The sequence below is a fragment of the Xenorhabdus szentirmaii DSM 16338 genome (assembly GCF_002632585.1).
In the GTDB taxonomy this organism is placed as follows: Bacteria; Pseudomonadota; Gammaproteobacteria; order Enterobacterales; family Enterobacteriaceae; genus Xenorhabdus; species Xenorhabdus szentirmaii.
In genome coordinates this window covers 1,659,950-1,681,173 of record NZ_NIBV01000002.1, presented here as the reverse complement: position 1 = coordinate 1,681,173, position 21,224 = coordinate 1,659,950, and the positions used below count along the sequence as shown (strand labels likewise).

The following is a 21,224-nucleotide window of genomic DNA, read 5'->3' as shown; positions in this document are numbered from 1 at the left end:
ATTGGCGCCATTATACACGCAATAACCTGTTGCGCCACGTACTCCAGTCAGGCGCTGGCTTTAAATGCATGAAGTTGATTAATTGCCTTGTTCATACCATCTTTGATAAGAATATCGGTACAGCGCAATGCTTCATCAATGGCATCATCAATCAGTTTTTGTTCGCTGGCAGAAGGTTTGCCAAGTACGAATCCCACGACTTTATTTTTGTCACCCGGATGGCCTATACCAATCCGCAGGCGATGAAAGTTAGGATTATTGCTGAATTTATTCTGGATGTCTTTTAAGCCGTTATGGCCGCCGTTGCTGCCACCCAGCTTCATTTTTGCCACACCGGGCGGCAGATCCAGCTCATCATGTGCCACCAGGATTTCATCGGGTTGAATGCGGTAAAATCCGGCAAGGGCAAGGACAGATTTTCCGCTGAGGTTCATGAATGTGGTGGGCACCAGCAGGCGAATATCCTGCCCGTTTATATTAATGCGGGCGGTATAACCAAAAAATTTACTTTCTTCTTTCAGGGACTGGTTATAGCGTTGCGCTAATGCATCGACAAACCATGCCCCGGCATTATGTCTGGTCTGTGCATATTCAGCCCCAGGGTTTGCCAGGCCAACGATTAATTTTATGTTACTCACAGTTTGGGGTCGCTTATTGGCAATAAGATAAAAAAAGAGGGGTAGTTTACCTATCTCAGCGCTTGAGTACAAAATTCATTGTGATATTGAAACGCGTTCTGTCTCCGTCCCCTTTTAAGTTCTAATTTGATAATAAATATTAATCTAACAGAATGTAAATTATTAGGTTCAAATTTGTATAGCCTGTGATCGGCACCTCAATAACCTTTTAAATAATAAGACTATAATTAAAACAAAGGAAGATATCTGCTTTCGTGCTTTTGAGTTCGTTCTGTTTTGGCAAATTACGTTCAAAAAAAGTATTGGAGGTTGGTTATGAAACGTAAAAATGCTTTTCTTTTAGGCAACATCCTGATGGGATTGGGGATGATTATGATGCTGGTCAGCCTGGCTTTTGTCTTGCTCAGTGAGATCTTCGGATTTACGCAAGCTGAGTTATTGACTGGAAGTGCGATGATGGGATTGTTTATTGGCGCATTGGTTTGGTTGGCCGGAGCTCGTGTCGGTGGGCGTGAAACGGTTACCGATAAATATTGGTGGTTAAAGAATTACGATGAACGTTACCGCCGCAAAAAACACCGGCATCCATGATAAAGTAAAAACTCAATGAATTAAAACAAGGCGGTAAATTTTGTCGCCTTGTTTATTTATGTGCACTGGATATGGCAGGTTGCGATTGAAATAATATCTTCTAGATGTATGAAAGGGTTATGAAATGCCCGATCAATAAAAATGACAAGTTAAATCTAAGGTAGGTTAGAGTGAGTAACCGAGGTGTGATAGATGAGGATGTAATATAAACAACCGTAGTCATATTAATCCGTAATTATATTAAAATTTACCTTGTTCTATTTTGTTAAGTCTCTACTGAATTTAAGCAATTAATTGCGGTTTTTCATCTGTTTTCAATAAACTCATTTTTAAAAATAAAATATAGGGGAATTGACAATGATTGGTTATATCACATTGGGTACGAATAATTTTTCCCGCGCAGCTCAATTCTACGATGAACTGCTTGCTGAGTTAGGCGCTAAACGTGTTATGGAAACACCGACTTTTATCGCTTGGGGACCGGATTTTAGTGTGGCGAATTTTTGCATTATTAAACCGTTTGATGGCAACCCGGCAACCGTGAGCAATGGCGGAATGGTCGCACTTAATGTCAACAGCCCGGAAAAGGTTGATCTATTGTATAACAAAGCTATTGCGCTTGGTGCAACGGATGAAGGAAAACCTGGCCTCCGTGGTGATCATGATTTTTATACAGGTTACTTCAGAGATCTTGATGGTCATAAATTGAATGTTTTCTATATATCACTGAAATAATCCTTATTGTTAGTATTCATATATACCGGGGCTTGAATTATCCCCCGTTATCTAAGAGAGAAAAAGGCTTCATTTGTTATTGGATAATAGCTGTCAGGCTAATATGTCAAAACATGCATGAAGCCTATAATAATCATTGTTGTTATGAACCACTTGATAATACTTGCCCATTAATGACGGTTTGTTAAAAAAAACTGCCTATTGATGCGGCCTTGCCCGACGATGCAGATATATTTAACTCCGCCTATTTTGATATAGGTGAGCTGGATCCAATAAAATAGAGTCATTACCTTATTAAAATCCAGCGGCTTAATTTTTTTGGATTATCAGAAACTGACACTAAGGCCAAAACTGAAGTCATAATCACGGTTTGATGCTTTGTCACTTGTTTTGTGTGTTGCCTCTGCAAATGCGTGAAAATCTTTAGTCAGGTTGGCATTCACTCCCACCGTGTATTGAACGTTATTGTTGTCTGGTTTTTCTCCTTGCTGGACGAAAATGGTTTTGGTGTTATTAATGGCACTGTAAAGTGAATTACGTTCATCATTGAATTGATGATTGAATAGAATAAGGGCGTAAGGATTGAAACGACCCAATTGTGTATCAATCCGCCAGCCCATCGATCCTATTCTGGATTGATAACCCTGAGCGCTGAAATGCATGGCCGAGCTGCTGTTGCCGGACTCACGATAACCATAAACGCCGCCTTTATCCCATGCATATTGAAGGATGGGGCTGGTGCTCAGGTAATCAGTAACAGGAATTGTCCAGCCCGCCGTGATCCGCCAACCCCATTGTTTACCGCTGGTAGTACCTGATTCGGTGCGTAAAGCCTGACCAAGTTGTATGGAACGAATCAGGCTATCGTAATGGGTTCGTGAATAGTGCACGTCACCACTTAACCAACCTTGTTTGTTGTAATTCCACAATCCATAAGCTGCCAGAACATAACCGCGTCCGTCATAAGAAAAATCAGATATTGAACTTTGTTCTTTCCGATAGTGTGAAAGGGTTGCACCAAGAAGAAAATTATCAGTTAGTTGATAATCACTCCCCAATGTAAATGTATTATCGCCATTGTCGGTATAACCCCCGAATATACCTATTTTTCCTTTAGGGGTACGGGCATTGCGCAGTTGCTGGAGGTGGGTGTCAAGATAGGCCAGAACATTTTTGACCGGCAGACGATTAGCCTGATTCAACACCATAACCTGAAAAGGGGCGTTATAAATGGACATAATGTACTGGCCGATGATTTTATGTGCATCTGGCGTTGGGTGTAGGTCATCAGAAAACAAGAATGATTGGCTTTTATCAATGCCAGAAGAACAAAAAATGGCTAGTTTACCTTGTGGGCAAGCATAACCGAGAGTATTGGTAACGCCGTATATCAGTGGGTTATCAATAACCTCTTTTAACAGAAGGTTGACATCAGCCCGCAGGATATTACCTTTGCTGAATTGCTCTTCTTCTTTCTGGTTATATTGATCAACGAACTGAGAGGCGATTTGACTGTTCTTATTGTAGGCATCAAGCAATTCATTATAGATTTTTTGGGCTTCCTTCGGGTCTTTGGGAGATGCCTCATTTGCGATATCTTTAAAAACACCCTGAATAACTTGATTACGAACAGCGGCATTGGGGGTGGGGTATTTATTGATTTTTTTATGAATATCCTGCAGGATTTCGTTGATTTTTTTATCAGGAAACTCACGTTTTTCCAATGCGCCTTTAAGCACGGCTTCCATGATTCTGGGAGTTGTACCAATATCTGGAATATTCGGTACAATAATCAAACCCGCTCCGGCTTTGATCAGTTGATTAACTTGGGATGCCGCAGCGGCTGAGCTATCATTGATCGTCTTTTCGGCTTCCTTATCATTATGTTCATGTTTGAATTCTAGTACGTTATTAATATCATTACCGCCAACCCAATGGATATACACATCATTAGGATCGGCATGATTGCCGTGTTTTTGCAGATAGCTATTAAGCTGATTTTGTGTTGTAGGGCCAAAACCATTCGCTAGCGCACGTCCCAGAGCGTAATTATTACCTTTGTTTTTAGAAGGAGTGAGTTTTTTCCCCGTGATTTGTTGGCTGATGTACTCATCATAGAGTTCAGCGTTTTTTCCGTCTGTTGTGAATCTGCCGATATTCCCACCGTCACTTAAGCTATCGCCAAAAACATAAATATCGTCATAAGCATAAGTATTGGGTATGAAATTAAATAAAAATGCGGTCGTTGCTGAGATCAAAAAAGATGCTGTTTTCATCCTGAGTCTCCTTGAAAGATGATTTTCAGCTTGATGTTACTTCTATTTATTTACATGAAGGTTCAACGGGATAGTGGTGCAGATATACAAAGGGTGAATGATGATAAAAAAACGCAAGGCGTTGGTCATCTATCGCCTTGCGTTTTTGATGGGACTTCACCTTTCTGTCTCTGATATCACGCCCACAGGGTAGTTATTTGCACAGATTTTAGAAAGGCACAGATTTTAGAACGTTGCGTTGATACCTAAGCTGAATGTGTAGTTAGCATCCTGATCATTACCGTCATTGCGGGTTACTGACGCAAATCCGCGCAATTTATCGTTCATAATGGCATTCATGCCAACGGTGTATTGACGCCAGTCTTTAACTTGTTTCTTGCTTTCAAGTACAAAGTCTGTTGGCGCAGATTTAATGGCACTGTGCATTTTGTAGCGCTCATTATCAAACTGGTGATTAAATGAGATTGAAGCATAAGGATTAAAGCGGCCTAATTGCGTGTCCACCCGCCAGCCCAGAGTGCCTACTTTAGAGGTGTAGCGTTGATCACTGAATCGCATAGAAGTGTAGTTGTTGCCTGATTCATGGTAGCCATCAACCTCACCTTTATCCCAGGCGTACTGAATGGTTGGGCCAGTGGTCAGGTATTTAGTGACGGGAATATCCCATCCTGCGGTAATGCGGGCTCCGTACTGTTTACCCGTGGTAGAGCCAACCTCTTGGAGGGTCGCCTGACCAAGGTGTATGTCACGGATCAAGCTGTCATAATTGGTATTTGAATGGTGGATGTCACCACTTAACCAACCGCCGTTGAAATAATCTGTCCACAATGCATAAGCCGTAAAGACATGGCCGCGTCCTTCATAAGTGAAATCCGCTGTCGGAGAGCGCTCGTCTTTATAGTTGGAGTACATTGCACCAAATACCAGATTATCCATTACATGATAATCCCCGCCCAGCGTGAAGGTTTTATTCTGACTGCCAGAGTAGCCCCCGAAGATGCCCACTTTGCCTTGTTGATTGTCGCTGTTGCGCAATTGTTGCATGTGGCCGTCAAGGGAAGCACGGGCACTCTGGACCGGTGCACGGTTGGCCTGGTTCAATGTCATGACTTGTAATGGCGCATTGTAGATAGAGTCAATGTATTGACCGATAATCTGATGTCCCCATGATGTTGGGTGGAATGGATCAGCGAACAGGAATTTTTTGTCTTTAGTAAATCCTGTATCGTTCTCAGAACAATCAGCAGAGCTAACACCGTATGGACAGGCATAACCCAATGTATTGTCGATACCATAAATCAACGGATTGGCGATAACTTCATTCAACAGGCCATTGACATCAGCGCGTAAAACATTGCCATGTCCTTCACTGATTTTTACATCAACTAATTTATTTAATTCATTGGTTAATTCTGTTGCATTATTTTCTTGAACTTGATAAGCGGCATAAAGCTTATCATATATTTCATCAGATTTGGTTTTGTCAATTATTGGCGTTCCATCCTCGGCAGTTTTTGTTTTTCCTGATTCATCTTTTTCAATGGCTGCTCCGTTTGCAAACTGCCTTAAAACACCTTCAATAACCAGATGGCGAATCTCGCCATTCTGTGTAAGCTGTACATTGATACCTTTATGGACATCATTTAAAGCTTCATCGATTTTTTTATTAATTTGGTTATTTATTTCGTTATTAATTGCTTCTTTCTGTTCCTTAGATAACTTGTTAAAAGCCTCAATATCTTTAATTCCTTGAGCGTTCCACACCGCTTCTTTTATAGGTTCTTTTGCTTCTTGGTTTATCGCTGTTCCCAATAATGTTTCTAAGAACCGAGGAGTCGTACTTACATTTGGAACATTGGGCACAACAATAAGCCCAGCTCCAGCTTTGGCTAGCAGGTTGATTTGATCGCCTGCTGCGTTTGCACTGGCTTTAACCATTTTGAAGGAAAGTTCTCGGCCTTCTTTGGGATCAGCAATTTGTGCTCCAGCTATTGAAGCTGCGGCAAGATCATTGCCTCCAATCCAATGAAAATATATCCCATTAGAATCTGCTCGGTTGTTATGGGCACTCAGGTAGTTTTTGAGCTGTTGTGCTGATGTGTCTGTTTCAGGGTTATATCCGTCAGGGTTATATCCTTTAATGATATGGGCCGTAGAGCCACCTCGAGCGTAATTCGTTCCGCCAAGTTTGCTGTCGCTGTAGCGTATTAACTTAATTCCCAGAATGTGTTCAGCAAAATATTCATGATATAACTGCTTCTGACCGTCGGTGTATCTTCCTTTGTTACCACCATCACTCAGGCTATCGCCAAAAACATAAATGTTTTTATAGTCAACAGCGTTGGCTGTAGAAATGGCATTGATTGAGAGAGCTAACAGTGCAGGTGTAAATAAAAATGCCTTTTTCATTGGCATTCTCCTTAAAAGTTGTTTTTTTATTGGTCAGCACTTCGCCTGTTATAAACGGCGGTTGGCGATGCCTCTTTCGCTGAGAAGCGCGGTGCTGATGTATTGAATATTTGGAATAACTTTTGATAGACAATAAATATTATTGATAATGATCGCCTACAATTAAGTATGGTTCTCTGTTATTGATAGGCCATACGTATTTGATTTTTTTCTATACAATGTGAAGTTTGTGTGTTTACCTGTTAAAAATATCCCCAGAAATAATCTGATTAAAAAATTAACCTTTGCTGTACTTAGGCCAAAAAAAACACCACCTTAAATTGAGGTGGTAAAGGGTTATTTATTAGTAAAAATTATTTTTTATATTGCCAATGATACGGTTCATCAATATTTTATTATAACGTTATAAAATAAAAACAAGACGTTATCGGTTTTGCTAAAGGTTAGCAGCAACTTTTCGATGACACCAGTATTGTTAGAGAATTGGATAACTGGACGTACCAGATGGAAGGAAGGTATACGGCACAGAAATATTCGATAAACAATAAATAAATAAAGTTATTCTTGTAGAGTGAATTTAAATCAAATTTAGCAACTATTTGATATAAATAATTATTTACATCAAGTTAATATTTTGAAATAGTATAAAACATTAGTTAAATTATTAATTTTGTTTGTCGTATAAACAGGAAAACCCTGTAGTGTAAAGACACTGACAGGGTTTTCCTGATGATGAGTTATTTAATCACTTGAATAAGTTTGCACTCAAATCCAAGTATTAATGCTCAAACATTGCAGAGATTGACTCTTCATTGCTGATGCGGCGGATAGCTTCTGCGAGCATACCAGACAATGTGAGAGTGCGTACTTTGTTCAATGCTTTGATCTCATCAGACAGAGGAATAGTGTCACAAACCACAAATTCATCGATCATGGAGTTTTTGATATTCTCAATTGCATTGCCAGAGAAGATAGGGTGGGTCGCGTAAGCAAACACACGCTTGGCACCACGCTCTTTCAGGGCTTCCGCAGCTTTGCATAACGTACCGCCGGTATCGATCATGTCATCAACCAGAATACAGTCACGGCCAGCAACATCACCAATGATATGCATCACCTGAGAAACGTTTGCACGCGGGCGACGTTTATCAATGATAGCCATATCGGTATCGTTCAGTAATTTCGCAATTGCGCGGGCACGAACGACACCACCGATATCAGGAGAAACAACAATCGGGTTTTCCAGATCTTTCTGGAGCATATCTTCCAAAAGGATTGGGCTGCCAAATACATTATCAACCGGAACATCAAAGAAACCTTGGATCTGTTCGGCATGCAGGTCAACTGTGAGCACACGGTCTACGCCAACGCTGGACAAAAAGTCCGCGACGACTTTGGCTGTGATAGGTACACGTGCTGAACGGACACGACGATCCTGACGGGCATAACCGAAGTAAGGAATAACAGCGGTAATACGGCCAGCAGAAGCACGACGTAAAGCATCAACCATGACAACTAATTCCATCAGATTGTCATTGGTCGGTGCACAGGTGGACTGGATGATGAAAACATCACCACCACGCACATTTTCATTGATTTGAACACTGACTTCACCGTCACTAAAACGACCGACGGCAGCGTCTCCCAAGCTAGTGTACAGGCGGTTGGCAACACGTTGTGCTAGTTCAGGGGTGGCATTACCAGCAAAAAGCTTCATATCAGGCACGAGAAAAACCTCAGGCTTGTGTCCAGAGAGATATTGTTGACCAATCGAACAAAATTGCTCATTGGCTCAATAACATAGTTATCCCAGAGCGGAATGTATGCAACGGAGAAATGTTAACGCCACGCGCAACAAAACCCTGCATCCACTCTGGAGCTTGATTTAACACCTTACGGGCCGATGCTTCTGATTCGAATTCGCCGAAAATACAGGCACCGGTTCCGGTCAGGCGTGACGGGGCGTATTCTAGCAGCCATAAAAGTAGCTGTTCAACCTTACGAAAACGTTTTCTTGCGATTGGTTCACAATCATTTGCAAATGGTGCCTGTAATAATGCGGGCAGAGAGCGGATCGGAGAATTTCTTTTTAATTCAGGATCTGTGAAGATTGTCGGGGTTGAGATCTCGATTCCGGGGTGTGCAACCAAAAACCATTTCTCTTCGGGAGAGGCAGGTTGCAGTTTTTCGCCTATACCTTCGGCAAAAGCAGCATGTCCTTTGACAAATACAGGGACATCTGCGCCAAGTGCAATACCAAGCTGTGACAGCTCTTCGTCGCTCAGGCCGGCTTGCCAGTGGTAATTCAGCGCAATCAATACCGTCGCGGCATTGGATGAACCTCCTCCCAAGCCACCGCCCATCGGCAGGCATTTGTCAATGTGAATATCTGCCCCCAGATGTTCATTGCCTATTTTGTGTACCTTACAGTGCTGTTGCAATAATCGGGCAGCACGGACTATCAAGTTATCCTCATGGGCGACATCTGCAACAGGGGTCAGCAGTTGGATTTGATTATCCTGACGGGGTGTAATGGTGATTTCATCACCATAATCCAAGAATTGAAATAACGTTTGCAGTTCGTGGTAGCCATCGGGGCGCTGCCCTGTGATATACAAGAATAAGTTCAATTTCGCTGGTGAAGGCCAAGTTAAAGTCATTATTGAATTGTCCAGTTATCCATTTTTAATTTTATGCGGTTCTTTCCCTGGATGAGTTCCAGTCGGTTGGGCAATGCAGGCGTTGTTGAGATATCATAACCTTTATAGTCTACTTGCCAGATGTCACCATTTCTTTGGTCACTGACTGATTTAAGCAGGTAGTTTGCATCCAACTCAAACTTTTTGGCATCACCGGGTAAACCGATAATCCAATTTTTCAAATTATCGAATGGAATATGCATATCGGTAAGTTGATAAATCAAGGATTCAGGCTCACTACTGAGATGTTTTTCACCTTTATTATCAGTTAGCTGAGTAAAATCCGGCTTAACGAATAATTCTAATTCCGTCGTCCCCAACGGATTTAACAATAGCAACTTATAATTGTCAGGCGAATATTGCTGCCAAAAAAAGCGTGCATAAACTTTTTTCCCGTCCGCAATATAAGCAAACGATCCCCGGGTTTGGTAGTGCGACAGTTTTTGCAATTGGTGTTCGCGGGCGTGCCATTGAGGCGTATTCGCTGATCCTGTTCCCGTAGGTGGCTGTGTAAGGGTACAGGCGGTCAGTAAAACAGCGGAGAGGGGGAGCAAACGAAAAAAAGCAGGCATTTTCATACGGTAACCCTTGGCAACAGAAAAATTTAAGATTTTAAATCAACAGGGTATCAACATGGCGATAGATAACATGCCATCCAATTCTATAATTAAGGGGGTAATTTAGCGAAAATTTCATAAAAATTCTCGAATAAATTACAGCATAACTGTCTGATCGGCTTTTATTGCTCCGGCGCATCAAGTAAAATGCCGGACCAATGAGAGTCCTTATGAAAGGTGCAGATTTATGAGAATAGTTATTAATATCAATCATGAATTTGTCCCCAGTGATAACCCAATGTCGTTAAGATGACTTTATTAGCACTTGGTATTAACCATAAAACCGCGCCTGTTTCTTTACGTGAGCGGGTGGCATTCTCTCCTGACACGATAGGATTTGCGCTTGATGATTTGCTCCAGCAGCCATTGGTACGGGGCGGCGTTGTGCTGTCTACGTGCAACCGCACGGAGCTGTATCTCAGTGTTGAACAGCATGATAACGTTAAAGAGCAGCTGGTTTGTTGGCTGTGTCAATATCATCAAATTAATGCTGAGGATTTAATCGCAAGTCTTTATTGGCATCTGGACAGTGACGCTGTCAGCCATTTGATGCGGGTGGCAAGTGGCTTGGATTCTTTGGTGTTGGGAGAACCCCAGATCTTGGGGCAGGTGAAAAAAGCGTTCGCTGAATCGCAGAATTATCAATCCCTGTCAGGGGAACTGGAGCGCCTGTTCCAAAAATCTTTCTCTGTTGCAAAGCGGATCAGGACAGAAACGGATATCGGTGCAAATGCGGTTTCTGTTGCGTTTGCGGCTTGTACACTCGCCCGGCAGATTTTTGAATCGCTTTCCAAGCTGACTATCCTGCTGGTGGGGGCGGGTGAAACCATTGAACTGGTGGCGCGCCATCTCCGGGAACACACCGTGCGCCATATGATGATAGCCAACCGCACAACGGAACGGGCACAACAGCTTGCCAGTGAAGTCAATGCGGAGGTCATTTCCTTGCCGGATATTGATTCCCGTCTGGCGGAAGCGGATATTGTGATCAGTTCTACCGGCAGCCCATTGCCCATTATCGGCAAAGGGATGGTTGAACGAGCATTAAAATTGCGCCGTAACCAGCCCATGTTGCTGATCGACATCGCCGTTCCCCGCGATATTGAAGCCGATGTCGAAAAATTGAGTGACGTTTATCTGTACAGTGTGGACGATCTACAGGCCATCATTCAGCAGAATCTCGCCCAACGCAAAGCCGCGGCGGTTGTCGCGGAAGATATAGTGCAACAAGAAAGTTGCCATTTCATGGATTGGTTGCGTTCTCAGGGTGCTGTCAATACAATTCGCGAGTATCGGGAACAGGCAGAAAAAATCAGGGCTGAAATGACGGCGAAGGCATTGATGTCCATCAGACAAGGCGCTGATGCTGAGCAGGTCATCCAGCAATTGACTCACCAATTGACGAATCGTCTGATCCATACACCAACGAAATCTCTTCAACAGGCTGCCAGTGATGGTGATGTGGAACGCCTGAATCTATTACGGGACAGCCTTGGGCTGGATCATAACTAACCCTATTCTAAAATAAGGTCTGATATTACGAATGAAGCCTTCTATTGTTGCTAAATTGGAAGCATTGCAAGAACGCCATGAAGAAGTTTTGGCTCATCTTGGTGACGCTGAAGTGATCGCCTCTCAAGATCGTTTTCGTGCATTATCAAAGGAATATTCTCAACTTACTGATGTGACGAATTGTTTTAAATCCTGGAAAAGTGTTCAGGATGATATAGAAACAGCTGAGATGATGCTTGATGACCCTGAAATGCGGGAAATGGCACAGGAAGAACTTAAAGAGGCAAAAACTCGTAATGAAGAACTGGAGCAGCAACTACAGGTATTGTTGCTGCCTAAAGATCCGGATGATGAGCGTAACTGTTTCCTTGAAGTCCGCGCTGGAACAGGAGGGGACGAGGCCGCGATATTTGCCGGGGATTTATTCCGCATGTACAGTCGTTATGCGGAATCCCGCCGTTGGCGGGTTGAAATCATGAGTGCCAATGAAGGTGAGCATGGTGGTTATAAAGAAATCATTGCCAAAGTATCTGGTGAGCAAGTGTATGGTCACCTGAAATTTGAATCCGGTGGTCATCGTGTTCAGCGTGTTCCTGAAACTGAATCTCAGGGGCGTATTCACACGTCGGCTTGTACAGTGGCTGTTCTGCCGGAAATCCCTGAAGCAGAATTACCGGAAATCAGCGCCAGTGATTTGAAAATTGATACATTCCGCTCTTCTGGTGCAGGTGGACAGCACGTCAATACGACAGACTCCGCCATTCGGATTACCCATCTTCCAACAGGCATTGTTGTCGAATGTCAGGACGAACGCTCACAGCACAAAAACAAAGCAAAGGCGATGTCAGTGCTGGCTGCGCGCATTCGTGCCGTTGAAGTTCAGAAACGTCAGGAAGCAGAGGCTTCTGAACGCCGCAATTTGCTGGGTTCCGGTGACCGTTCCGATCGTAACCGTACTTATAACTTCCCGCAAGGCCGGGTTACGGATCACCGCATTAACCTGACGTTATACCGCCTTGAAGAAGTGATGGAAGGTAAACTGGATATGCTTATTCAGCCTATCATTACAGAATATCAGGCAGACCAATTATCCGCATTGTCAGAGCAGGATTGATGGACTATCAATATTGGCTCCGGCATGCTGCAATGCAATTGACTGAAAGTGACAGCCCCAAGCGTGATGCAGAAATTCTGTTGCAACATGTCACGGGGCGCTCCCGTACTTATTTGATTGCATTCAGTGAAACCGTCATTTCATCAAAGGAAGTTCATCAGCTTAATGAGTTGCTGGCCCGCCGCATGCAAGGTGAGCCAATCGCTTATATTGTGGGAGAACGTGAATTCTGGTCGTTGCCGCTTGAAGTCTCACCAGCGACCTTGATCCCGCGCCCCGACACAGAATGCTTGGTTGAAAAGGCACTGGAATTGCTGCCTGATTCACCGGCGCAGATCCTTGATCTTGGAACAGGAACCGGCGCAATTGCGCTGGCACTGGCAAGTGAACGACATGATTGCCGCGTCACCGGCGTCGATATTAATTCCGCTGCTGTTTCACTGGCAAAACGAAATGCTGAAAAACTCTCTGTCCACAATGTGAATTTTTTGCAAAGTGAGTGGTTTACAGCGATGGAAAATCAACAGTTTGATATCATTGTCAGTAATCCCCCGTACATTGATGAATCAGATCCTCATTTGCGTGAAGGGGATGTCAGGTTTGAACCCGCCACTGCATTAATTGCCGCCCAAAACGGCATGGCAGATTTGCAAACAATTGTGGAACAGGCTCGCCACTTCTTGTTCCCAAACGGATGGCTGTTATTGGAACATGGTTGGAAACAGGGAGTCGTTGTCAGAAACCTCTTTTTGGAGAAAGGTTATCAACAGATAGCAACTTTCCGGGATTATGGTGGTAACGAACGTATCACGGTAGGTCGATGGAATAAAAATGAAATCCATAGCTAATTATGAATTCAATAATGCCTCCCTAATTGACGGTATTATTCTAGTAACACAGGCTATTCGCCCTGACTTTCCCCAAACATTGGTGACCGAAAAGTTAACGGCATTGGTTGAAGATGCCGGGCAGAAACTTTCTGTTATTACCGATGGAAAAGAAAAATTACACTCATTGCTGACACTGTTTTACCGGGAATGGAAATTTGGCGGGGCAAACGGAGTGTATTGCCTGTCTGATATGTTGTGGTTGGACTGTGTATTGCAGACACATCAGGGTGCCCCCGTTGCATTGGGGATCGTCTTCTCACATATTGCACAATCATTGGCGTTGCCTGTGCAACCCGTCATATTCCCGACTCAGCTTATCCTGAGAGTTGATTTTCCCGATGAACCGACACGGTTTATTAACCCCATGAATGGCGATACGCTCAACGAACATACGCTGGATGTCTGGCTGAAAGGTAACCTCGGCCCGATGGTTCGCCTTGAAAAGAAAGACTTGCAAGAGGCGGATAACATCAGCATCGTGCGTAAAGTGACTGACACCATCAAAGTTTCCCTGATGGAAGAGAAGAAGATGGAATTGGCGCTGAAAGCCAGTGAAGCCGTATTGATGTTCGACCCTGATGACCCGTATGAAATCCGTGATCGGGGGCTGATATATGCTCAGCTAGATTGTAATCACATTGCGGTTTCGGATTTGAGTTATTTTGTTGAGCATTGCCCTGAAGATCCGATTTCAGAAATGATAAAAATGCAAATTAACTCCATTGAGCAAAGGCTGATCGTTCTTCATTGAATCTTTCCATCAAGGCGAAGCGCCTTTGAGCTTCATTTATTTTTTTTATGGATAACAGCAAATTTATTTGCCCTTAACAAGAGAAGGTATAAGCATGCAACAGAAAGTGGTTAACGTTGGTGACATCAAGGTCGCAAATGATCTGCCTTTTGTACTGTTTGGTGGTATGAATGTCCTTGAATCACGGGATTTGGCCATGCGTATTTGTGAGCATTATGTCACTGTAACGCAACGACTGGGCATTCCTTATGTTTTCAAAGCGTCTTTTGATAAGGCCAACCGTTCTTCGATTCATTCCTATCGCGGGCCGGGCCTGGAAGAAGGAATGAAAATCTTTCAGGAACTGAAACACACTTTTGACGTGAAAATCATCACGGATGTGCATGAGCCGGCACAGGCTCAGCCTGTTGCAGATGTGGTTGATGTTATTCAGCTTCCGGCTTTCCTTGCACGCCAGACTGATTTGGTTGAGGCGATGGCAAAAACAGGTGCAGTGATTAACATTAAAAAACCTCAGTTCGTCAGCCCGGGCCAAATGGGAAATATCGTCGAGAAATTCAAGGAAGGCGGCAACGAACAGGTGATTTTGTGTGATCGCGGCAGTAACTTTGGTTATGACAACTTGATTGTTGATATGCTGGGCTTTGGTGTCATGAAGCAAGCGACTGGCGGCGCTCCAGTTATTTTCGATGTGACTCATTCTTTACAATGCCGTGATCCATTCGGTGCGGCATCTGCTGGTCGCCGTGCGCAAGTGGCTGAACTGGCTCGCGCGGGTATGGCCGTCGGAATTGCGGGTCTGTTCCTTGAGGCACATCCGGATCCTGAAAATGCAAGATGTGATGGCCCGTCAGCACTGCCATTGGCAAAACTGGAACCTTTCCTGGCGCAAATGAAAGCCATTGATGATGTGGTGAAAGGTTTTCCTGAACTGGATACCAGCAAATAATCGCTGAAACAGTCAGGTTTTCTTGGTGAGACGGTTACAGGCATTTTGCCTTGTAACCGTTTATTTTTATCCGGCATCTGCCAAATGGCAGGTAAAAGTGTGCAGGGGAGGGGGAAAGCTCATTCGGCCATTGCGGCAATCTGCTTGTTAGGATTATTCAGCCGGCTGATGTTTTGTTCAATATGCCGGACGACATAGGCCGCATCCTGATCGATTCCCAAAAACCGCCCGGAACCCCATGTATGTAACCACGGTAAACCAATAAACGTGACATCCGGATCAACGGTGACACCTCTGTCATGTTTGGGATAACCATTGCCCTGAAAAATATCTAAATCAATCCATGAATAATCCGGTTTAAAACCGATACACCAAATCACAGAAGTAATATTCTCTTTTGCCAAATCAATATGGGTGATTTCTTGTTCTGGCTCCCAGACAGGCTGATATACCGATGCAGGCTCTTCAGTCGCAATATGGTTTTTCTCTAAGTATTCATCAATAGAGGCATTAATTCGGTTATACGTCGCATCGGCACGGCTCAGGTTTTCTGATAAATCTGGCCTGAACCAGAGTTGGCCCGCTTGATAATCATCAAAACGCCCAAGCAACTGCATGCCTTCTAAGGAAAATTTACGCAGGTCAATATCATGCCCGCCATCACGGCCTGTCACATAGTGGTTGGTACTGTCGCGGACTTTTTCACTATAACGGTGATCTTTCGCTGTCATTTTGTAATGACCCATATCAAACAGCCACTTCACCACATCTTTGCCGCGATAGAAGCGGGCACAGCGCGGCGCATCACCAGTCGATAAATAGACTTTCCTGCCTGCCAAGTGTAAATCTTCGGCAATTTGTGCCCCAGATTGTCCTGAACCTACTACCAACACCGCACCTTCAGGCAGTTGATCCGCATTCAAATATTCTTCTGAATGCATGACTTTTATGTGTTCAGGTAAATCATCACTTAAACTGGGGTAAATCGGGGTATGATACCCGCCGGCGGCAACGACAAGCTGTTTGGCTGTGGTCGTGCCATGATTCGTTTTAATGACAAACTGATGTGCTGCCACTTTTTTCACATGTTCTACCTGAATATTTAAAATGGCTGGTGGATTGAGTTTTTCAATAAATTCATCAAGATATTCCACAATTTCGTGCTTTTTCATAAACCCGTCGGGATCTTGTTTTTGATAAGGGTGTTCAGGTAACAAACACTGCCAGTTCGGTGTCACCAACGTAAAATTATCCCAGCGTTTACGGCGCCAGCTATGGGTCAACTCGGATTCTTTTTCCAACACCACATGTTCAATGCCTGATTTTTGCAAATAGTGGCTGATGCATAAACCCGCCTGACCACCCCCCACAATGACCACATCATAATTTGGCTGCAATACTTGATCTTGGTTAGTTAACATGGAACATCCCTCTCATTTATTCGTTCGTCATTTCAATCACGGTAATCTGATCTTCCGGGGTGAGTTCGAAGCGTTTGGCTTGATGTTTGATCAGTGCCAGATTGTCCATGGCCGAACTACAGGCAAAGCCATAACATATCCGCACTCTTTCCGATGCAGCATGCAAACCTTCTTCAACCTGACGCAAAAACAGCGCACTCGGGTAACTTTTATCCATGGACAAATATTCATAAATCACGGTTGAGGGGGAGTAATATTGAATCTGCTCCCCATTGGGCCACTTCACAGTAAAATTCACGCTGGGCATAACATAGACTCCTGCTGCGATTTCAAGGCATCGGCGTAACAAAAACCGGTAAATAGTTGATTGTTAAAATCCCAAAATAGGCTTTGCTGTTGCTGCTGCTGTACCGTAACACCACCACTGGCATTGGTTTCACCTATTACAGTGCAGGTAATGCCCTGATGGTGAAACAACGTGATAATCTCTTCACATTGTTCGGCATTGGCCGTCAGTAAAAACCCAAAGCTGGGAAAAATTTGCAGCCATTCAGGCCAATCCACATCATCAGGCTTGGGGATTGCATCCAAGCTGATATGCGCGCCTGACGCAGTCGCTTCAAGCAACATCAACAAACTGCCTAAAATGCCGGCATTACTGATATCACGGGCTGCATGAACCCGATTGGCTTCCGCCAATTGCGGCAACAGGGCAATTTGTGACTGCAAAATACGGTCAGAGACTTGCTCAAAGCATTTCCAATAAGTGGTATTGGGATGGAATTGTCCTCGCAGATTTAAGGCGATCAGGATTTTTTGTTGTGGTTTGACATGCAACACTGAGAGCAATTTTTGCGCTGTACCCTGGATCGCAACAGATAAAGCGGGTTGATAGGCGGCATCAAGGTTAGTATGTCCGCCGACCAATGGCACACCATAGACACGGCAGGCATCCCGTATGCCTTGCATGACCCATTGGGCCTGTTCACTGTTGATGTGCCAAATACTGTTCACCACTGACAACGCCCGACCTCCCATCGCGGCAATATCACTGATATTCGCCATTACCGCAGACCACCCGGCAAAATAGGGATGATTGGCGACAAAACTTGGCAACATGCCTTCACAGGCGTGCAACACATATTGACCCTTTAACGGCAGTACCGCCGTGTCATCTCCGGGGCAGGCATATAAACTCTCCCGATCCCATGCATCAATATGATTAGTTGTATTTGATGAAACGGTACTTTTTGCCATTGAATTGACTGAAACAACACTGGATTCAATCGCCTGTTTGGAGCGCATGGCAGGGGTGTGTTTCAATAGATCCAGCAATGCATTGAGTTCCATTGTCATACCTCCCCCTGCGTATGATTTTGCATCGGAATATACTGCAACGGATAATTCTCAATCTGTGCCTGCATCAACACATGCGGGATATTGGCGACAATGAGCTGCTGCAAGCTATTCCAACCCAACCTTTGGAAGTAATGTTCATTTTGCTTTTGCACTGTGGCTAAAAAAGTACGGCAGCCCAAGTCCTTGGCCGTTGATACCGCAGCATTGATTAACGCTTTCCCAATGGTATGGTGACGCCGATAGCGTGGTTCGACACATAAACGCCCGCCATACCACGTTTGAGCCCCACCGGGGAAAATTCGCACGGCACCAATGACGCGGCCACTCTGACCGGGTGTTTTCCCAATGGCAACAATACCCAATGCCTTAACATCATATTCGTCACGATCTTCTTTCAATATTTTTTGCTCATCGCGAAAGGTGACTTCACGCAAGTGATAATATTGATGACGTTCCCAATCTTCCGACACAATTTTGATGGCAATGTCATCGCTGATAAATTGTTTCTGCTTTTCATTGGGTTGAAGCCGCCAAAAATAACGAGAAAGTTCCATATCACATTCTCCTTATTCATACGCTTTCAGTGAGGAACAAGCCCCGCATTTGGCGCAGCCTGCCTGAGTGTTTTCTGAGTTCAGGCCATGTTTTTTGAGTTGCAATCCGATTTTTGGATAAAGGGACTGCATAAAAGCGTGATCCGGTTTAGGGTGATGTTCCAATGGCGTGCCCTGAATGGGAACAAAGGGCACGACAAATGGATACACGCCCATTTCAGTCAATTTGGCAGCCATTTCCACGATTTCTGATTCGGTATCACCCAACCCGGCCAAAATATACGTGCTGACTTGTCCGCGGCCGAATACTGCAACGGCGGCCTCAAATGCGGAAAAATACGTTTCCAGCGAAACTTCAGCTTTGCCCGGCATAATTTTTTGCCGCACACGTTCGCTCACGGCTTCAAGGTGCATGCCAATTGATACCGCTCCCGCATCTTTCAGACGTTGAAACCAGGTAAAATCATCAGGTGGCTCACACTGAACCTGTATTGGCAAATCGACCTGTGCCTTAATCGCCTTGACGGAGTCATATAATATTTTTGCGCCGCGATCTCTCGCATTGGGTGTTCCGGTGGTGATCACCATTTGCTTGACACCATCCAGCTCAACGGCAGCTTTCGCGACTTCTGCCAGTTGTTCCGGACGCTTGCGGATCAAGGTTCTCCCGCCGATAAGGGACTGATCAATGGAACAAAACTGACACGCGGTTGCCTTATCATCCATGCGGATGCAACGTTGCAACACCGTGGTTGCCAACACATCATGGCTGTGCAAGGTTGCAATTTGCTCATAGGCAATCCCTTCGGCGGTTTTTAAATCATAAAATCGGGGCCGTGCAGGGACAGTTAACGTTGCCACCGGTATCCGGTTTTTAAAGACTGTCACCTTATCTGAGTTCAACTCAGGCTTTGCCGTATAAGGCGAATCTTGTGCTGCAAGGTTCAGCACCGGGATCATCATGGTTTTACCATCAAGGCTCAGCGCTTTATGATCGCTTGGGCCTGCACCACCTTTACGGGATAAACCAAATTCACCTTCCCATTTCAGGCCGTTGCATTGCAAATCGGTCAATAATTGTATTGTCGGTAACGGTACTGTAGGTAATGGCATTGCAGACATCTTTACCCCCTATTACTTGGGTTTAGTCAATACGATTTAGATCTGTGATTCATCAAATATTGCGTCTTTTTCGGGGTGATTCGGTGCTGATGTTTCAATTTTCAGTTCGTGTAATAAATTTGTCGGCCGGCGATCAATCAATAAACTAAGCAACTCAGGGCGGCTGTAATGTCCCACCGAATCCATCATGCGTTTGCGTTTATCAATCAGGCTTAAATCCAGATCGGCAATGCAGTAACCTTCTTCTTGTGTGAGCGGCTCAGCTAAAAACTTACCTTCGGGAGACACAATGGCAGTAAAGCATCCCCCTGAAATCGGGCCGATGTCGCAAGCAGTATCTTGCATAATTTGTTGTTGTTGTTCGGGATGAAGCCATGCGGTGGCATTGACCACAAAACAGCCGGATTCTAAGGCATGGTGCTGAATGGTTGCTTTGATTTGGTCGGCAAAAACCTGTCCTACCAACGAACCGGGAAACATGGATGCATGGATTTGCTCACCATCAGCCATTAAGGCAAAACGTGCCAGCGGGTTGTAATGTTCCCAACATGCCAGTGAACCAACACGCCCCACGGCGGAGTCAATGGCACATAGGCCACTGCCATCACCCTGGCCCCAAACCATCCGTTCATGGTAAGTCGGCGTAATTTTGCGGCGGTGCTGAATGATTGAGCCATCGGCATCAAATAACAGCTGTGCGTTATAAATCGTACCGCCTGCGCGTTCATTAACGCCAATTGATACCACCATGTTAGCTTGAAGGCAGGCCTGACCGATCGCGAGCGTGGCTTCAGAAGGTATCACCACCGATTCGTTTAACAGCTTCAAATGCTCTTTTCCCATGGCAAATGGCGGCTGTACAAAAGAAAAATAAGGGTAATAAGGCACGACGGTTTCAGGAAAAACGGCAAATTGCACCCCTTGTTTTCCAAGCCCTGAAATAATGCCACAGATTTTTTTTACCGTTTCGGCCTGACTATAAAGCACGGGGCTACATTGTACGGCGGCAGCTTTAATGATTCGGTTCATGTCTTATTTCCCTTATAGAATTGGCGCTTACTTAAACAGTCCAGGTATCAATAACTACGGCATTTTCGCGACGCATCAGCAGTCTTAGATCCATCACATCCAATGGATTAATTGGGCGAATTCCCGGAATAAGGGCTTTTTCTGTCTGGCCATACATGGCTTGTAATGCAAAACGGCAGGCATAGACTTCCCCACCTTCTTCCATAAAGGCTTTTAACTGGTTATTGACGGCCAAATGGCCCGGAAACGCCTCAGCCCCTAACGTTGGGAAACCGCGTTGAATTCCCAGTTGCACCCCCGGGCCGTAAAGCAATATTTTGGTTTCAAAACCCTTGCGCAATAAACGCTTCGCCTGCAAGACATTGATTAGGCCGATTGAGCCTTCAAATGCAACAGTATGGAAAGTCAGCAATGCTTTTTCACCCGGCTGTGCTTTGACGTCCTCAAAGACTTTTTCTTCGTAATCAACAAGAAAATCGCCATCTTTATATTGCTCGATATCAACTTTTGGCATAGCTCGCTCCTAGTTCAATGTTATTTTGGAATGAATCGATGTGT

Annotated in this window: 20 protein-coding genes; 7 read left to right on the top strand and 13 right to left on the bottom strand. The window is 44.4% G+C overall.

Going from position 1 to position 21,224, the window contains the following annotated elements; genetic code table 11:
- Positions 1 to 47: 47 nt before the first annotated feature.
- Complete coding sequence (gene pth, locus Xsze_RS17225; RefSeq protein ID WP_038234814.1) at positions 48 to 638, bottom strand: aminoacyl-tRNA hydrolase; 591 nt, start codon at positions 636 to 638, stop codon at positions 48 to 50.
- Positions 639 to 953: 315 nt separating this feature from the next.
- Here pth and ychH point away from each other — a divergent pair, with 315 nt between their 5' ends.
- Positions 954 to 1,229 carry a stress-induced protein YchH gene (gene ychH, locus Xsze_RS17220; RefSeq protein ID WP_038234817.1) on the top strand — a complete coding sequence of 92 codons (276 nt, stop codon included), beginning with the start codon at positions 954 to 956 and terminating at the stop codon, positions 1,227 to 1,229.
- 357 nt (positions 1,230 to 1,586) lie between these two features.
- Positions 1,587 to 1,964 (top strand): VOC family protein, encoded by a 378-nt coding sequence (locus Xsze_RS17215; RefSeq protein ID WP_038234818.1) that lies wholly within the window; start codon positions 1,587 to 1,589, stop codon positions 1,962 to 1,964.
- Between the two features lie 326 nt (positions 1,965 to 2,290).
- Here the strand turns inward: Xsze_RS17215 and Xsze_RS17210 are convergent, their stop codons facing one another.
- The 5 genes from Xsze_RS17210 to lolB all read right to left on the bottom strand — a co-directional run bounded on the left by Xsze_RS17210 (position 2,291) and on the right by lolB (position 9,926).
- Positions 2,291 to 4,240, bottom strand: coding sequence for an autotransporter domain-containing esterase (locus tag Xsze_RS17210; protein ID WP_051462297.1), 1,950 nt, complete (start codon positions 4,238 to 4,240; stop codon positions 2,291 to 2,293).
- A gap of 225 nt (positions 4,241 to 4,465) precedes the next feature.
- Complete coding sequence (locus Xsze_RS17205; RefSeq protein WP_038234820.1) at positions 4,466 to 6,649, bottom strand: autotransporter domain-containing esterase; 2,184 nt, start codon at positions 6,647 to 6,649, stop codon at positions 4,466 to 4,468.
- Positions 6,650 to 7,427: 778 nt separating this feature from the next.
- Positions 7,428 to 8,375 (bottom strand): ribose-phosphate diphosphokinase, encoded by a 948-nt coding sequence (prs, locus tag Xsze_RS17200; RefSeq protein WP_038234822.1) that lies wholly within the window; start codon positions 8,373 to 8,375, stop codon positions 7,428 to 7,430.
- A 58-nt stretch (positions 8,376 to 8,433) separates the two neighbouring features.
- Complete coding sequence (gene ispE, locus Xsze_RS17195) at positions 8,434 to 9,309, bottom strand: 4-(cytidine 5'-diphospho)-2-C-methyl-D-erythritol kinase (RefSeq protein WP_038234824.1); 876 nt, start codon at positions 9,307 to 9,309, stop codon at positions 8,434 to 8,436.
- On the bottom strand, positions 9,309 to 9,926 hold the full coding sequence (gene lolB, locus Xsze_RS17190; protein ID WP_038234828.1) for a lipoprotein insertase outer membrane protein LolB: 618 nt from the start codon (positions 9,924 to 9,926) through the stop codon (positions 9,309 to 9,311). Before lolB ends, ispE begins: the two co-directional genes overlap by 1 nt.
- Positions 9,927 to 10,214: 288 nt before the next feature.
- Between lolB and hemA the strand changes: the two genes are divergently transcribed.
- The 5 genes from hemA to kdsA all read left to right on the top strand — a co-directional run bounded on the left by hemA (position 10,215) and on the right by kdsA (position 15,181).
- Positions 10,215 to 11,477, top strand: coding sequence for a glutamyl-tRNA reductase (hemA, locus tag Xsze_RS17185; protein ID WP_038234832.1), 1,263 nt, complete (start codon positions 10,215 to 10,217; stop codon positions 11,475 to 11,477).
- Between the two features lie 31 nt (positions 11,478 to 11,508).
- Positions 11,509 to 12,591 (top strand): peptide chain release factor 1, encoded by a 1,083-nt coding sequence (prfA, locus tag Xsze_RS17180; RefSeq protein ID WP_038234835.1) that lies wholly within the window; start codon positions 11,509 to 11,511, stop codon positions 12,589 to 12,591.
- The gene (gene prmC / locus Xsze_RS17175; RefSeq protein ID WP_038234838.1) at positions 12,591 to 13,439 is read left to right on the top strand and encodes a peptide chain release factor N(5)-glutamine methyltransferase; all 849 of its coding nucleotides are present in this window, start codon (positions 12,591 to 12,593) and stop codon (positions 13,437 to 13,439) included. Before prfA ends, prmC begins: the two co-directional genes overlap by 1 nt.
- Positions 13,423 to 14,232 carry an invasion regulator SirB1 gene (gene sirB1, locus Xsze_RS17170; RefSeq protein WP_038234841.1) on the top strand — a complete coding sequence of 270 codons (810 nt, stop codon included), beginning with the start codon at positions 13,423 to 13,425 and terminating at the stop codon, positions 14,230 to 14,232. Before prmC ends, sirB1 begins: the two co-directional genes overlap by 17 nt.
- A 94-nt stretch (positions 14,233 to 14,326) precedes the next feature.
- Complete coding sequence (kdsA, locus tag Xsze_RS17165) at positions 14,327 to 15,181, top strand: 3-deoxy-8-phosphooctulonate synthase (protein WP_038234843.1); 855 nt, start codon at positions 14,327 to 14,329, stop codon at positions 15,179 to 15,181.
- A 119-nt stretch (positions 15,182 to 15,300) separates the two neighbouring features.
- Here the strand turns inward: kdsA and Xsze_RS17160 are convergent, their stop codons facing one another.
- The 7 genes from Xsze_RS17160 to Xsze_RS17130 are packed head-to-tail and all read right to left on the bottom strand — an operon-like array spanning position 15,301 to position 21,180.
- Positions 15,301 to 16,602: an MSMEG_0569 family flavin-dependent oxidoreductase gene (locus Xsze_RS17160; RefSeq protein WP_038234845.1), complete on the bottom strand. Its 1,302-nt coding sequence runs from the start codon at positions 16,600 to 16,602 to the stop codon at positions 15,301 to 15,303.
- Between the two features lie 16 nt (positions 16,603 to 16,618).
- Positions 16,619 to 16,909, bottom strand: coding sequence for an MSMEG_0570 family nitrogen starvation response protein (locus Xsze_RS17155; RefSeq protein ID WP_038234847.1), 291 nt, complete (start codon positions 16,907 to 16,909; stop codon positions 16,619 to 16,621).
- Positions 16,897 to 17,958 carry a sll0787 family AIR synthase-like protein gene (locus tag Xsze_RS17150; RefSeq protein ID WP_038234850.1) on the bottom strand — a complete coding sequence of 354 codons (1,062 nt, stop codon included), beginning with the start codon at positions 17,956 to 17,958 and terminating at the stop codon, positions 16,897 to 16,899. Before Xsze_RS17150 ends, Xsze_RS17155 begins: the two co-directional genes overlap by 13 nt.
- Positions 17,955 to 18,515: an MSMEG_0567/Sll0786 family nitrogen starvation N-acetyltransferase gene (locus Xsze_RS17145; RefSeq protein WP_038234853.1), complete on the bottom strand. Its 561-nt coding sequence runs from the start codon at positions 18,513 to 18,515 to the stop codon at positions 17,955 to 17,957. Before Xsze_RS17145 ends, Xsze_RS17150 begins: the two co-directional genes overlap by 4 nt.
- A gap of 12 nt (positions 18,516 to 18,527) precedes the next feature.
- On the bottom strand, positions 18,528 to 19,628 hold the full coding sequence (locus Xsze_RS17140) for an MSMEG_0568 family radical SAM protein (RefSeq protein ID WP_038234915.1): 1,101 nt from the start codon (positions 19,626 to 19,628) through the stop codon (positions 18,528 to 18,530).
- Between the two features lie 45 nt (positions 19,629 to 19,673).
- Complete coding sequence (locus Xsze_RS17135; RefSeq protein ID WP_038234855.1) at positions 19,674 to 20,666, bottom strand: Nit6803 family nitrilase; 993 nt, start codon at positions 20,664 to 20,666, stop codon at positions 19,674 to 19,676.
- 31 nt (positions 20,667 to 20,697) lie between these two features.
- Complete coding sequence (locus tag Xsze_RS17130) at positions 20,698 to 21,180, bottom strand: MSMEG_0572/Sll0783 family nitrogen starvation response protein (RefSeq protein WP_038234857.1); 483 nt, start codon at positions 21,178 to 21,180, stop codon at positions 20,698 to 20,700.
- Positions 21,181 to 21,224: the final 44 nt, after the last annotated feature.

What these genes read in the sequence shown, in the direction of transcription:
- ychH (WP_038234817.1), top strand. Translation starts at nt 954, where the DNA reads ATGAAACGTAAAAATGCTTTTCTTTTAGGCAACATCCTGATGGGATTG.
- hemA (WP_038234832.1), top strand. Translation starts at nt 10,215, where the DNA reads ATGACTTTATTAGCACTTGGTATTAACCATAAAACCGCGCCTGTTTCT.
- Xsze_RS17160 (WP_038234845.1), bottom strand. Translation starts at nt 16,602, where the DNA reads ATGTTAACTAACCAAGATCAAGTATTGCAGCCAAATTATGATGTGGTC.
- Xsze_RS17215 (WP_038234818.1), top strand. Translation starts at nt 1,587, where the DNA reads ATGATTGGTTATATCACATTGGGTACGAATAATTTTTCCCGCGCAGCT.
- Xsze_RS17145 (WP_038234853.1), bottom strand. Translation starts at nt 18,515, where the DNA reads ATGGAACTTTCTCGTTATTTTTGGCGGCTTCAACCCAATGAAAAGCAG.
- kdsA (WP_038234843.1), top strand. Translation starts at nt 14,327, where the DNA reads ATGCAACAGAAAGTGGTTAACGTTGGTGACATCAAGGTCGCAAATGAT.
- Xsze_RS17150 (WP_038234850.1), bottom strand. Translation starts at nt 17,958, where the DNA reads ATGACAATGGAACTCAATGCATTGCTGGATCTATTGAAACACACCCCT.
- lolB (WP_038234828.1), bottom strand. Translation starts at nt 9,926, where the DNA reads ATGAAAATGCCTGCTTTTTTTCGTTTGCTCCCCCTCTCCGCTGTTTTA.
- Xsze_RS17135 (WP_038234855.1), bottom strand. Translation starts at nt 20,666, where the DNA reads ATGAACCGAATCATTAAAGCTGCCGCCGTACAATGTAGCCCCGTGCTT.
- sirB1 (WP_038234841.1), top strand. Translation starts at nt 13,423, where the DNA reads ATGAAATCCATAGCTAATTATGAATTCAATAATGCCTCCCTAATTGAC.
- prfA (WP_038234835.1), top strand. Translation starts at nt 11,509, where the DNA reads ATGAAGCCTTCTATTGTTGCTAAATTGGAAGCATTGCAAGAACGCCAT.
- Xsze_RS17130 (WP_038234857.1), bottom strand. Translation starts at nt 21,180, where the DNA reads ATGCCAAAAGTTGATATCGAGCAATATAAAGATGGCGATTTTCTTGTT.
- Xsze_RS17210 (WP_051462297.1), bottom strand. Translation starts at nt 4,240, where the DNA reads ATGAAAACAGCATCTTTTTTGATCTCAGCAACGACCGCATTTTTATTT.
- Xsze_RS17205 (WP_038234820.1), bottom strand. Translation starts at nt 6,649, where the DNA reads ATGAAAAAGGCATTTTTATTTACACCTGCACTGTTAGCTCTCTCAATC.
- prmC (WP_038234838.1), top strand. Translation starts at nt 12,591, where the DNA reads ATGGACTATCAATATTGGCTCCGGCATGCTGCAATGCAATTGACTGAA.
- Xsze_RS17155 (WP_038234847.1), bottom strand. Translation starts at nt 16,909, where the DNA reads ATGCCCAGCGTGAATTTTACTGTGAAGTGGCCCAATGGGGAGCAGATT.
- ispE (WP_038234824.1), bottom strand. Translation starts at nt 9,309, where the DNA reads ATGACTTTAACTTGGCCTTCACCAGCGAAATTGAACTTATTCTTGTAT.
- Xsze_RS17140 (WP_038234915.1), bottom strand. Translation starts at nt 19,628, where the DNA reads ATGCCATTACCTACAGTACCGTTACCGACAATACAATTATTGACCGAT.